This is a genomic window from Vibrio sp. 10N.261.55.F4, assembly GCF_041470465.1.
In the GTDB taxonomy this organism is placed as follows: domain Bacteria; phylum Pseudomonadota; class Gammaproteobacteria; order Enterobacterales; family Vibrionaceae; genus Vibrio; species Vibrio crassostreae_C.
Genome location: NZ_JBFRMM010000024.1, coordinates 245,289 through 258,235, shown reverse-complemented (window position 1 = coordinate 258,235; position 12,947 = coordinate 245,289). Strand labels below are relative to the sequence as shown.

13 protein-coding genes are annotated in these 12,947 nt (G+C 46.0%); 3 read left to right on the top strand and 10 right to left on the bottom strand.

The window, feature by feature from the left end:
• Window positions 1-77: 77 nt before the first annotated feature.
• The 3 genes from thiI to pomA all read right to left on the bottom strand — a co-directional run bounded on the left by thiI (window position 78) and on the right by pomA (window position 3,569).
• Complete coding sequence (thiI, locus tag AB4249_RS13985; protein WP_029235325.1) at window positions 78-1,526, bottom strand: tRNA uracil 4-sulfurtransferase ThiI; 1,449 nt, start codon at window positions 1,524-1,526, stop codon at window positions 78-80.
• A gap of 318 nt (window positions 1,527-1,844) precedes the next feature.
• Complete coding sequence (locus tag AB4249_RS13980; RefSeq protein ID WP_017060777.1) at window positions 1,845-2,792, bottom strand: flagellar motor protein MotB; 948 nt, start codon at window positions 2,790-2,792, stop codon at window positions 1,845-1,847.
• Between the two features lie 12 nt (window positions 2,793-2,804).
• The gene (gene pomA, locus AB4249_RS13975) at window positions 2,805-3,569 is read right to left on the bottom strand and encodes a flagellar motor protein PomA (RefSeq protein ID WP_017060778.1); all 765 of its coding nucleotides are present in this window, start codon (window positions 3,567-3,569) and stop codon (window positions 2,805-2,807) included.
• Between the two features lie 298 nt (window positions 3,570-3,867).
• Between pomA and xseB the strand changes: the two genes are divergently transcribed.
• From xseB to dxs, 3 genes are read left to right on the top strand one after another with little or no spacing between them, the layout of a single operon-like run.
• Complete coding sequence (gene xseB, locus AB4249_RS13970) at window positions 3,868-4,110, top strand: exodeoxyribonuclease VII small subunit (protein ID WP_004734405.1); 243 nt, start codon at window positions 3,868-3,870, stop codon at window positions 4,108-4,110.
• Between the two features lie 20 nt (window positions 4,111-4,130).
• Entirely contained in the window at window positions 4,131-5,015 is an 885-nt protein-coding gene (gene ispA, locus AB4249_RS13965; protein ID WP_017063336.1) for a (2E,6E)-farnesyl diphosphate synthase, read from the top strand.
• A gap of 21 nt (window positions 5,016-5,036) precedes the next feature.
• Window positions 5,037-6,920 carry a 1-deoxy-D-xylulose-5-phosphate synthase gene (gene dxs / locus AB4249_RS13960; RefSeq protein ID WP_372103633.1) on the top strand — a complete coding sequence of 628 codons (1,884 nt, stop codon included), beginning with the start codon at window positions 5,037-5,039 and terminating at the stop codon, window positions 6,918-6,920.
• A 143-nt stretch (window positions 6,921-7,063) separates the two neighbouring features.
• On the opposite strand, the gene pgpA is transcribed toward dxs, so the two are convergent.
• From pgpA to ribD, 7 genes are all read right to left on the bottom strand, one after another.
• Window positions 7,064-7,570 (bottom strand): phosphatidylglycerophosphatase A, encoded by a 507-nt coding sequence (gene pgpA / locus AB4249_RS13955; protein WP_017060782.1) that lies wholly within the window; start codon window positions 7,568-7,570, stop codon window positions 7,064-7,066.
• Window positions 7,570-8,544 (bottom strand): thiamine-phosphate kinase, encoded by a 975-nt coding sequence (gene thiL / locus AB4249_RS13950; protein ID WP_372103641.1) that lies wholly within the window; start codon window positions 8,542-8,544, stop codon window positions 7,570-7,572. Before thiL ends, pgpA begins: the two co-directional genes overlap by 1 nt.
• A 114-nt stretch (window positions 8,545-8,658) precedes the next feature.
• The gene (nusB, locus tag AB4249_RS13945; protein WP_004734399.1) at window positions 8,659-9,126 is read right to left on the bottom strand and encodes a transcription antitermination factor NusB; all 468 of its coding nucleotides are present in this window, start codon (window positions 9,124-9,126) and stop codon (window positions 8,659-8,661) included.
• Window positions 9,126-9,596, bottom strand: coding sequence for a 6,7-dimethyl-8-ribityllumazine synthase (gene ribE / locus AB4249_RS13940; RefSeq protein ID WP_004741508.1), 471 nt, complete (start codon window positions 9,594-9,596; stop codon window positions 9,126-9,128). Before ribE ends, nusB begins: the two co-directional genes overlap by 1 nt.
• A gap of 295 nt (window positions 9,597-9,891) precedes the next feature.
• Window positions 9,892-11,001, bottom strand: coding sequence for a bifunctional 3,4-dihydroxy-2-butanone-4-phosphate synthase/GTP cyclohydrolase II (gene ribBA / locus AB4249_RS13935; protein WP_017080063.1), 1,110 nt, complete (start codon window positions 10,999-11,001; stop codon window positions 9,892-9,894).
• A gap of 108 nt (window positions 11,002-11,109) precedes the next feature.
• Window positions 11,110-11,766, bottom strand: a complete 657-nt coding sequence (locus tag AB4249_RS13930; RefSeq protein WP_010436361.1) for a riboflavin synthase — start codon at window positions 11,764-11,766, stop codon at window positions 11,110-11,112.
• A gap of 69 nt (window positions 11,767-11,835) precedes the next feature.
• Entirely contained in the window at window positions 11,836-12,915 is a 1,080-nt protein-coding gene (gene ribD, locus AB4249_RS13925) for a bifunctional diaminohydroxyphosphoribosylaminopyrimidine deaminase/5-amino-6-(5-phosphoribosylamino)uracil reductase RibD (RefSeq protein ID WP_017060785.1), read from the bottom strand.
• Window positions 12,916-12,947: the final 32 nt, after the last annotated feature.

Genomic DNA, 12,947 nt, shown 5'->3' with positions numbered 1-12,947 from the left:
CGCGATGAACCATAAAAAAGCCGCTTACTTTTCAGTAAACGGCTTTGCAAAATGATTAACGCTTGGTCAACACACCACTATGGGCGGTAAACCTTAACGTTATGGAAGCCCTGCTCTTGTAGGTAAAGTGCCTGTAGACGGCTCATTACACCACGGTCACAGTACAGCAAGTACTCTTTCGCTTGGTCTAGGTCGCCAAACTGAGTCGAAAGCTTGAAGAATGGGATGTGTTTAATTTCAACACCCTCGATCTCTAATGGGCTTTCGTCTTCTTCTTCTGGGCTACGGATATCAAGAACGATAGCGTGCTCAGCAACAGCTTGAACTTGTTCAACTTCAGGCGCTTGCTCTTGGCTCTCTTTCTCGATGTCACGGATATCCATAACACGAGCGTTCTCGATCACTTGATCCAGCACTTCAAAGTTAAACTTAGCTTCTTCTGCTTCCAGTTTGCCTTTCTTCGCTTTCACTGTTGGCTTCTTAGAAATAACACCACAGTACTCAGGCATTACCTTAGCGAAGTCTTCAGTACCGATGATACGAGAAAGGTCGATGATGTCTTCTTTATCCCAGTTGATAAGCGGACGAAGAATCAAAGTATCTGTCACGTTGTCGATGTGACGCAGGTTAGTTAGCGTTTGGCTTGATACCTGACCTAGTGCTTCACCAGTAACCAACGCTTCGATCTTGAACTTGTCTGCAACCATACCACCAGCACGCATGAACATACGCTTAAGAACAACGCCCATTTGGCCGTCTTCTACGTTCTCAAGGATTTCAGCAACCACAGGTTCAAAGTCTACAGAAATGAACTTCACCTTTGCAGATGAGCCGTATTTATTCCATAGGTAGTGAGCCACTTGTTTAACACCAATCTCGTGCGCTGGGCCACCAAGGTTGAAGAAACAGTAGTGAACCTTAGAGCCGCGTTTGATGTGCAGGTAGCTTGAAACACCAGAATCAAAGCCGCCAGAGATCAAGCTCAGTAGATCTTCTTGAGTACCAAGAGGGAAGCCACCGAGGCCTTTGTGACGAGCTAGAACTTGGTTTAGCTTGTCGTTAGCCACTTCAACCTTAACGGTTACATCAGGGTTCTTAAGTCGAACTTTCGCTGACTCAACTGCTTGGTTTAGACCGCCGCCTACGTAGCGCTCAAGTTCAATAGAGGTAAAGTCATGCTTACCACGACGCTTAGCACGTACAGAGAAAGTCTTGCCTTCAATGTCAGCACGGCTGCGTTCTAGTACTTGCTCGTAAATATCGTGCAAGTCTTTGAATTCAGACTGTTGAACTTCAAGAGAGTGGTGAATACCTGGAGTGTGAGTCAGAGCCTCTAACACTTCTGCGTAGTACTGGTCACTCTCAGACGTCACTTCAATATGATCGCGACGGTTGAATACCGCAACACTTTCACAGCGACGTTGAATAACGTTACGAATGTTGCACTCTAGAATCCTTGTGAAGCGCTTACGCACCGATTCACTTTTTACAAAAATTTCCGGATGGGGCTTAACAATAAATTTCATAGTACTTTCACAACATTAATGTTCAAAATTTTGAAAACGCTCATCGCCAAGTAAATTAGAGAATTTACACAGCACTTGAAGCAAGAATAGATCATATCTAAATCTAAGGGCGCGAATTATACATGAGAAAGTGAAGCAAGGAAAAGAGTGCTTGCTGTAACACCATCATTAAACCGCTTGTTATTAACAGTAGCAGGTTTCGAAACGACATAAATGCCGCAGAGAGAACCATTGAAGACCAGCAAACAAAAAGCCCAACCTCATTATAAGGTTGGGCTTTCGATGCTATCTGCATGCTACCGTGTGTACATGTATCGGCTATTCATTAATAACAGGCACTTCGTCACTGTAAAGCGGCTCGCCCTGCATGATGCTGATTTCAACGCGGCGGTTGAGGCTACGTTGCCATTCAGTATCGTTCGGCTCGACTGGCTCGGTATCCGCCATGCCGCGTACTCTCAAGCGTTGATGAGAGAAACCACGCACCTTTTCCATCTCTTGAGCAACAGACACTGCTCGCTGTGATGACAAGTCCCAATTAGATCGATAAAGCTCGGAATCAAGACGTTGATTATCGGTGTGCCCTGAGATTCGAACGATACCCGGAACATCTTTCACCAACTCAGCAACCTGTCTCACCAAAGGTCGGAACTTAGGCTGTAGGAAAGCAGAACCCGATGGGAATGCACCCTTCTCACGAATTCGAATCACAATCTGCTGGCCAAGGTTTTCAACTTCAATCGCGCCTTGGTCTATCTCTCGCTCCAACGCCTTCTTGATGCTTTCCATCAAGGTTTCCATCTCTTGCGATTGAGCTTCAGCTTGTTGTTGCTGTTGGTCTGACTCAGAGTTTTGATTGTCGTGAGTCGAAACCTCTGGCGACTTGCCTCCGGTCATCTTGCCTTGATCACGCATGGTACCGCCAGCACGCTCAGATTCACCTTCATGAAACTCAAGCGTTTGCTGCGTAATATCAATCGTCTGCTGCATGATCACATCAATCGGTGTCGGCTCTGGACGACCAGGTCGAAACTCTTGTGCAATGATGCTGGTGCCTTTAGGAATGTCTTTCACTTCCAAGCGGTTTTGTACACCAAACGCAAATTTCATCGAGCCAGCGATCTGTTTGAACTTCAGTACGTCCATCTCAGAGAATGAGAGCAGCAGTACGAAGAAACACATCAGCAGTGACATCAAGTCAGCAAATGTCCCCATCCATTGAGGCAATCCCGGAGGAGGACATTTACATGGATTTTCTTCATCCATCTTCAACTCCTCTTACGCAGGTTCACCATCAATCGTACGCTTACCTTCGTTTAGGTAGCTCTTCAGGTAACCATCGATTACTCGTGGGTTCTGACCATCTTGAATCGCGAGTACACCATCCATAACCAAACGACGGTTGAGTGTCTCTTGGTCACGACGCAGCGCAAGCTTGTCGGCAATTGGGAAGAACACCATGTTCGAAAGAATCGCACCATATAGGGTGGTTAAAAGTGCCACCGCCATCGCAGGGCCGATCGCTTTTGGATCATCCATGTTAGAAAGCATGGCAACCAAGCCAACCAAGGTACCAATCATACCCATCGCGGGTGCTACATCACCAAATGCAGAGAACACCTTCGCGCCCTGCTCATGACGCTCTGTGGTTAATGCGATGTCTTTTTGCAGTGCAGCACGAACTACATCTCCATCATGGCCATCCACCAAAAGATCGATGCCCTTTTGCATGAAACTGTTGTTAATTTCCATCTCTTCCAGTGCTAAAAAACCACCTTTACGAGCCGCATCAGCCATCTCTACAACTTTCGCAATAAGATCTTCAGGCTCATCCGCTTTAAACATAAAAGCTTTGCCTGCGATTTTAGTCGCACCAAAGAACTGTCCCATGGTGAACTTCATTAGAACAACAAAGGTTGAGCCCCCAACTACGATCAAAATGGATGTCGTGTCATAGAACATCCCGAGGCTTCCACCTAGGATCATTGCCATAATTACAAAGGCAAATCCACCAATCAAACCTATTAGGGTTGCTAAATCCACTGAGCACTCCTCATGCTTTTTTGTAGCTCTATGTCGACGATAATCTTTGTATCGGCAAGACTATAAGATCTTTTAGTAAATTCTTGGCCTAAGTATCACACTTTTCGTTTTTGAATCCCAACTATTGGCTTACTTTGCTCTTATACGTAGCGCATAAACTCGATAAAGCTAAGGTTATTCAAGCAAAGTGCGTTCAAGCCCCTTAAAAACGAACTTTCTAGCAAAATTTCTTGGTTACATTTGACCATCTCAGCGGCCTAGGGTAACGTTCGTTCATCTTTCCAAACGCAGATTTATTATGGCTACTAAGAAACCTGAAAATATGAGCTTTGAAGCAGCAATCGAAGAGCTTGATGGCTTGGTTGATCAACTAGAAAATGGTGATCTAGCTTTAGATGATGCGCTGAAAAAGTTCGAACGAGGCATCTCCCTCGCTCGTGCCGGTCAAAGCAAACTAAACGATGCTGAACAGCGTGTTAGCATCCTACTGCAAAATGATGAAAACGCAGAACTTAGTGACTTTAACCCACAACCAGAATAACGAATTGTATGAGATCCCCTATGATTGAGACTTTATTGTCTTATCAAGCACGTAATAACGAGCAACTGAACCTTTGGCTTGATCGCCTACCACACCAAGATCAGAACCTGATCAACGCGATGCGTTATGGGTTACTTTTAGGCGGTAAACGCGCACGTCCATTTCTTGTCTACATTACAGGGGAAATGCTCGGCTGCACCGCTGAAGAACTCGACACTCCAGCATCTGCAATCGAATGTATTCATGCCTATTCTCTGATTCACGACGACCTTCCAGCAATGGACGACGATGAACTGCGTCGTGGCCATCAGACTTGTCACATCAAATACGATGAAGCAACGGCAATTTTAACTGGCGATGCACTACAAACTCTCGCGTTTACTATACTTGCGGAAGGTACATTAAGTGCTGACGGTGAAAGCAATCGCGTTCGAATGATTCAACGCCTAGCCGAAGCCTCTGGTGCACAAGGTATGTGCATTGGACAAGCACTTGATATTGAAGCTGAAAACCGCTCTGTCACGCTAGAAGAGTTAGAAGAAGTTCACCGCAATAAAACGGGCGCGCTAATGAAATGTGCGATTCGTTTAGGTGCTCTCGCTGCTGGTGAAAAAGCGTTTGAAGTGATGCCTCAATTAGACAAGTACGCCGACGCCATTGGATTAGCATTCCAGGTTCAAGATGATATTTTAGATATCACTGGCGATACTGAAACTTTGGGTAAGCCACAGGGTTCTGACCAAGAATTGAACAAAAGCACCTACCCTTCTTTGCTAGGTTTAGAGGGCGCTCAAGAAAAAGCGCAAACTCTGCTACAGGAAGCGCTTCAAGCTTTGGCTGCAATCCCATACAATACCCAGTTACTCGAAGAGTTCGCCCGATACGTCATCGAGCGCAAGAACTAAGACAATAAGCGCGCATTACCTATGACTCTTGATATATCAAAGTACCCAACTCTTGCTTTGGCTGATAAGCCAGAGGATTTGCGTCTACTTCCAAAAGAGACGCTGACACAGCTTTGTGATGAATTACGTACCTATCTTCTTAACTCAGTGAGCCAGTCAAGTGGTCACTTAGCGTCAGGCTTAGGTACAGTAGAGCTGACAGTTGCTCTGCACTATGTGTACAACACGCCTTTTGACCAGTTGGTTTGGGATGTTGGTCACCAAGCATACCCGCACAAAATTCTTACAGGTCGTCGCGACCGCTTGTCGACTATCCGTCAAAAAGATGGACTGCACCCATTCCCATGGCGTCAAGAGAGTGAATACGACACCCTTTCTGTTGGTCACTCTTCAACATCGATCAGTGCTGCACTTGGTATGGCTATCAGTTCGAAGAAAGAAGGCAAGAACCGTAAAGTCGTGAGTGTGATTGGTGATGGCGCGATTACTGCGGGTATGGCATTTGAAGCCATGAACCACGCGGGCGATATTCACAATGACATGCTGGTTATCCTGAACGATAACGAGATGTCGATCTCTGAAAACGTAGGTGCGCTAAACAACCACCTAGCTCAAGTTCTTTCTGGCAGTCTTTACACGTCAATTCGTGAGGGCGGCAAGAAAGTGCTATCAGGCGTTCCGCCGATTAAAGAGCTGGTTCGTCGTACAGAAGAACATCTAAAAGGCATGGTAGTCCCTGGCACCATGTTCGAAGAGTTAGGCTTTAACTACATTGGCCCAATTGATGGTCATGATGTCAATGAGCTGATTAAAACGCTTAAGAACATGAGAGACCTTAAAGGTCCTCAGTTCCTGCATATCATGACTAAGAAAGGCAAAGGCTACGAGCCAGCTGAGAAAGATCCAATCGGTTACCACGGCGTACCGAAATTCGATCCAGCACACTCAAGTCTGCCTAAGAGCACCAGCTCTAAACCAACTTTCTCTAAGATTTTTGGTGACTTCCTGTGTGATATGGCCGCGCAAGATCCTAAGCTGATGGCGATCACGCCTGCAATGCGTGAAGGCTCTGGCATGGTGCGTTTCTCGAAAGAGTACCCAGAACAATACTTCGACGTAGCGATTGCTGAGCAGCATGCTGTGACGCTAGCAACCGGTATGGCGATTGCGGGTGATAAGCCGATTGTCGCTATCTACTCGACGTTCCTACAACGTGGCTACGATCAACTGATCCACGATGTGGCTATCATGGACTTACCTGTCATGTTCGCTATCGACCGTGCTGGTCTTGTCGGCGCTGATGGTCAAACACACCAAGGTGCGTTCGACTTAAGCTTTATGCGTTGTATTCCAAACATGGTGATCATGGCGCCAAGCGACGAAAACGAATGTCGCCAAATGCTTTACACCGGCCACCAGCACACAGGTCCAAGTGCCGTTCGTTACCCTCGCGGTAATGGTATGGGCACTGAGATACAAAGTGAATTTACCGCGCTTGAGATTGGTAAAGGTCGTATCGTTCGCGAAAGCGAAAAAGCAAAAGATGGCTCGAAAGTCGCTATCTTAAGCTTCGGTACTTTCCTTGAGAGTGTACTTCAAGCCGCTGACGCCATCGATGCGACAGTTGCAGATATGCGCTTTGTGAAACCGCTCGATGAAGCTCTGATCAAACAACTTGCTGCTGACCACGATGTTCTGGTAACTATCGAAGAGAATGCGATTGCAGGTGGTGCGGGCGCAGGTGTGATTGAATTCTTGATGCAAGAGAAACTGCTGATGCCAGTATTGAACCTTGGCCTACCAGACAAGTTCATTGCTCAAGGTACTCAAGGTGAGCTGCATGAAGAGCTTGGCTTAGATGCGAAAGGGATTGAGAAGTCTATCACTGACTATCTTGCCAAGTAGCTTTAATACGTAAGCTCGTAAGCTCGTAAGCTCGTAAGCTCGTAAGCTATGCAAACTAAAAAGGTTGGCCCTAGGGTCAACCTTTTTAGTATCTGCTAATTAGTTTGGTGTATCGCCAACTAAACCTTAGCCCTTCAGTTAACTCACACTAACCAACCTGCGAAATGTGCCACGGCATACAACGAAATAGCCGCCATAATACCCGCTACAATATCGTCAATCATGATACCCAAGCCGCCGTGAATTCGCGCATCTAGCCAACCAATCGGCCAAGGTTTTACCATGTCAAAGAAGCGGAAAAGCACAAAACCAGTCAGAAGCCATTTCCAGTCATCGGCAGGGATATTCAGCATAGGCACTAAGCTCATGGTGATCCAAAAGCCCGCAAACTCATCCCAAACGATAGAACCGTGGTCATGCACGCCCATATCATCAGACGTTACTTGGCAGATCTTAATACCAATAATGCAGCTTACCACCACCACGGCAACGTAAGCAGGAAACGGTAGCTGAACCAACAATAGGTACAACGGAATTGACGCAAGCGTGCCCATTGTGCCGGGAATAATAGGCGATAAGCCACTGCCAAAACCCGTTGCTAAGAAATGCCAAGGATTTTTAAGAGAAATAAGAGAAAGTGGGTTTGTCATCAATTAACCTTAAAGTGATCGTAACCAGTTAAGTTCCAGCTTAGTGGTTCACCATTATTGTGTAATTCAAAATATTCTACAGGTCTTATCTGGCCAATGCAGGTGACTTTTGTACCTGTGTGTGACAAAGCACTTTCCAGCGACCCTTTATTCTCTTCTGGTACAGTAAAGCACAGTTCGTACTCTTCACCACTCGTTAGCGCATACTGCTGAGCTGAAGTGATATCAGGAGCGAACTGACGTAACTCTGGAGAGATAGGCAGCGTGCTTACATCAATACTCGCGCCAACTTGAGAACGCTTAAGGATATGTTTTAAATCAGCAATAACGCCATCAGAGATATCAATCGCAGATGAAGCAAGGTTCACTAGAGCCTGACCCGCTAACACTCGTGGGGCGCTCACATAATGTCTCTCTTCAAGCTCAGCAGCATAGGGCTTCGCTCTGTTCTGCTCAGGGTTAAGTAACACTTCTAAGCCAGCTTTGCTGTCACCTAGATTACCTGTTACGTAAATCCAGTCGCCCACTTTCGCGCCATCTCTGCGCAGCGCTCGTCCTTCAGGAACAAAGCCCTGTACCGTCAGTGTCAGGCTTAGTGGACCTTTGGTTGTGTCGCCACCAATTAACTGAATACCAAAGTAGTCTGCGAGTTTAAAAAAGGAGTGACAGAAGGGAGCAAGCCATGCTTCATCGATTTCAGGCATGGTTAAAGCAAAAGACACCCAAGCAGGCGTCGCGCCCATTGCAGCAAGGTCACTGATATTGGAAGCCAACGCTTTGTGTGCCACCCAAGCCGGATTCGCCTCAGCTAAGAAATGGGTACCAGCCACTAAGGTGTCCGTGCTGATCGCTATCTCAACATTGCCCGGCGCTTTGACCAAAGCACAATCATCGCCAGCAGCTAGAAGAACGTCTTTACGTTGTGGTTGTCGATTTACAAAATATTTTTCAATCAGGTTAAATTCGCCAGACATCACATGCCCTATCTTTAGTCTCATAAAAATCGCCGTAATCATGGATATTACAGAAATTTAGTTACAAAAAAGGCCAGCATAAAAGCTGACCTTTAGATTCAATATACGAACGTCTTATTTCTTACGAACGTGCGGTGCAGCTTTATCAAGCACACCGTTAACAAACTTATGGCTGTCTTCTGCTGCAAATACTTTTGCAAGCTCGATAGCTTCGTTGATAACCACTTTGTATGGTACATCTTCGCGACGAGTCATCTCGTACATAGCTAAACGTAGAAGCGCTAGTTCCATCAGATCCAGATCTTGCATAGGGCGAGATACGAATGGACGAAGCTTGCTATCAAGTTCCATGTGGCTAAGAGCAACACCAGTTAGTAGGTCGCGGAAGTATGCAACGTCTGTTTCTGGCATAGCAAGAGCAGGCTCTGCAGCATGATGCTCTTCTTCATCATACTTACCACCAGATAAGAACTGTTCTTCAACGGTAGCAATATTTTCTTTAGTAATTTGCCAAGAATAAATTGCTTGTAGAGCAAATTGACGTGCGTTACGACGTGCGGCTGGTTTCACACTGGCCCCCATTAGGAATCGATTTCAGAAAGAACGTTGATCATCTCAAGTGCGCTAAGTGCTGCTTCTGCACCCTTATTACCAGCCTTGGTTCCTGCGCGTTCAATAGCTTGATCGATCGTATCAACAGTAAGAACACCAAACGCTACTGGAAGAGAATATTCCAGAGACACTTGTGCCAAACCTTTATTACATTCACTACAAACATAGTCAAAGTGAGGTGTACCGCCACGAATTACTGTACCAAGAGATACAATCGCATCGAACTTACCTGTTTTTGCAACGCGCTGCGCTACAAGTGGAAGTTCTACTGCACCAGGGCAACGAACAACAGTGATGTTGTCTTCGCTTACTTGTCCATGACGCTTTAAAGTATCGATTGCACCAGAAAGTAAACTTTCGTTAATAAAACTGTTGAAACGAGCAATAACGATAGCAATTTTTGCATTTGGCGCTGGGAAGCCACCCTCGATCACTTTCATAAGCCTTCCTTTAACTATTTTCATCAAGTGAGAATCGCCGGATTCTAGCACAAAACTGTGAGCAATATCTAATGGTAATTTAGAAGAACAGACACCGGCAATGTAAAGATGATAATGCAGCGCTGATCCCAAGCATATAGGAACAGCGAGTAACCAAGTTTGTGTGTTGAACACGTTTTGAGTCGGACTTGGCTACTTTGCTCTTTTGGCAAGATTTATCACCAAAAGAGCCACTGAAATCATCGGTAAATTATGTTGCTACAAACGGAGAAACGTCTGCTTGCTAACGCATGGTTTATTCGCAAACGTACTCAACAACGTTAAGGCCAAAACCACCCAATGCGTGGTAACGCTTAGTGCTTGAAGAAAGCAGACGCATATCGTGCACACCTAGATCTTGAAGAATCTGAGAACCGACACCAACACGACGCGAGGTACCCTGCTTCTTCGCCATAGTTGGCTGCTCGTTCTTGTCTTGCGCTTCGAATGTCTTCACTTTGTGAATCAAAGAATCAGACGACTCTTCGTTGCCAAGAATAACCAACACACCGCCTTCGTCGCCAATACGCTTCATCGCTTTATCTAGCGACCAGCTGCGTTCAGTACCACGGTCTGAATGAAGCAGATCGGTGAACGTGTCATGCAGGTGAACACGTACCAAAGGAGCACCTACAGACAAGTCGCCTTTTTGCATTGCGTAGTGGATCTGGTTATCAATCGTGTCACGGTAAGTCACAAGCTCAAAATCACCAAACTCTGTTGGTAAATGGCATTGTGCTACACGCTCAATCGTTGTTTCTGTGTTGTTGCGGTATTCAATCAAGTCAGCAATCGTGCCTAGCTTGATGTCGTGTTTTTCAGCAAACACTTCAAGGTCAGGCCGACGAGCCATAGTACCGTCGTCGTTAAGGATCTCAACGATAACCGATGCTGGCTCGCAGCCTGCAAGACGTGCTAAATCACAACCTGCTTCTGTGTGTCCTGCGCGAGTCAGAACACCGCCATCTTGCGCTGTCAGTGGGAAAATATGACCAGGTTGAACAAGATCAGCCGCTTTCGCATCTTTCGCCACTGCCGCTTGAACCGTCACTGCACGGTCTGATGCAGAGATACCCGTTGTTACGCCCTCTGCCGCTTCAATCGAAACAGTAAAGTTAGTGGTGTACTGTGCGTTGTTATCTTGAACCATAGGCGCTAGACCCATGCGGTTTGAACGCTCTTTGGTTAGCGTCAGACAAATTAAACCACGGCCGTACATCGCCATGAAGTTAATCGCTTCTGGCGTCACATGTTCTGCTGCCATGATCAGATCGCCTTCATTTTCGCGATCTTCATCATCCATCAGGATAACCATTTTTCCTAGGCGAATGTCTTCAATAATTTCTTGAGGAGTACTAATTGGCATTGTTCTATATCCTTTGAAATGGTTCTGCTTCCTAGAACCGACACTATTTAAACCTGATGATATTGCTTCGCTTTACAAAGTCTCGCTTAACGCACTTTGTATCAACGGTTAGGCAAAACCATTCTGCTGTAAGAATTCCATCGTTAATCGAGATTCAGGCTCAGATTCTTGTTGCTGACCTTGCAGTAAACGCTCCATGTAACGTGCTAATACATCAACTTCTAGATTCACTTTACGACCGACATTGAATTGGTCGATGGTGGTTTCTGAAGAAGTATGAGGAACGATAGTCAGCTTGAATGCGTTCTTACGTAAATCGTTCACAGTCAGGCTAATGCCATCAACTGTTACTGAGCCTTTTTGAGCCACGTATTTTGAGATTTCTGCTGGCATTTCTACCCAGAATTCAATCGCACGGCCAACTTGGTTACGTTCAACAATCTCACCCACGCCATCAACGTGACCAGACACTATATGTCCACCGAAACGCGTGGTTGGTAACATTGCTTTCTCAAGGTTAACTTTATCGCCCGCTTGGTAATCGACAAAACCCGTTTTTTTCAGGGTCTCAAGCGAAAGATCTGCACTGTAGCTGTGGTCGTTATATTCAACAACTGTCAAACACACACCATTGGTAGCGATACTGTCGCCTAACTTAACGTCAGCCATATCAAGCTTACCAACATTAACCGTTACGGTGATGTCTTCTCCGCGGGGAGTGATTGCACTCAATGTACCTACGGCTTCTACAATTCCTGTAAACATTTTAAAACTCTTTTTGTTGTCAATGACACGTATGTAGTTGGAGTAACTATTTCCACTGTGGTTTCGTTACTATCTGTTTCGAAATACGGGTTTCGCAACGATGCGAATATCCACACCAACCTGTCGAACATCTTTAATTTCTAGGTCAATAACGTCAGACATTGAAGTGAGCCCTAATGCACCCATCAAACCTCGTCCGTCACTGCCCATAAGTTTAGGTGCTAAATAAAGGATTAGCTCATCCACCAGCTGCTCTTCAATCAAGCTTTTTGCCAATGTTGCGCCCGCTTCGACCCAAATATGGTCGATATGATTGGCAGGTAATTGACGCATCAGATCGTGCAAATCGAGCTGACCTGCATCTGTGGTTGCGACTTCAATATCAGCAGATGCTTCGGCAACTCTCAACACCGATGTTGGAGTCTGGAATAACTTGAGTTCAGGACGCAGTTGGTTTTGACGATCAAGAATCACGCGAATCGGCTGACGCAGCTCGTCTTCAGCGTAATGACCTTTGATACTGCTTGGCAACTCTGCCCAACGAACATTCAACGACGCGTTGTCTTCAATCACCGTCTGGCTAGTTGACAACACAGCGCCTGATTTTGCTCGGTAGTTCTGAACATCACGACGTGCTTCTGGCGATGTGATCCACTGGCTTTGGCCATTTTCCAATGCCGTTTGCCCATCAAGGCTAGCGGCCATCTTTAACTGAACGAATGGCATGCCAGTTTGCATACGCTTGATAAATGCAGGGTTCAAGTCGAGAGCGTCTTGCTCTAGCAAGCCGATTTCAACCTCAATACCCGCATCGCGTAGCATTTTGATACCACGACCTGCGACTTTTGGGTTTGGGTCCTGCATGGCACAAATCACTTTGGCTACTTGAGCCTTAATCAAACCTTCAGCACAAGGCGGCGTTCGACCGTAATGAGAACAAGGCTCTAGCGTGACATAAGCCGTCGCACCTTTTGCTTTGTCGCCTGCCATTCGCATGGCATGTACTTCAGCATGAGGTTCGCCAGCTTTGGCATGAAAACCTTCACCAACGATCTGACCGTCGGTTTGTACAATGACACAACCCACATTAGGGTTTGGCGCAGTAGTGTAAATGCCGCGTTTTGCTAACTGAATAGCACGCGACATCATTTGAAAATCTAGGGGAGTAAAGTTTGACATGA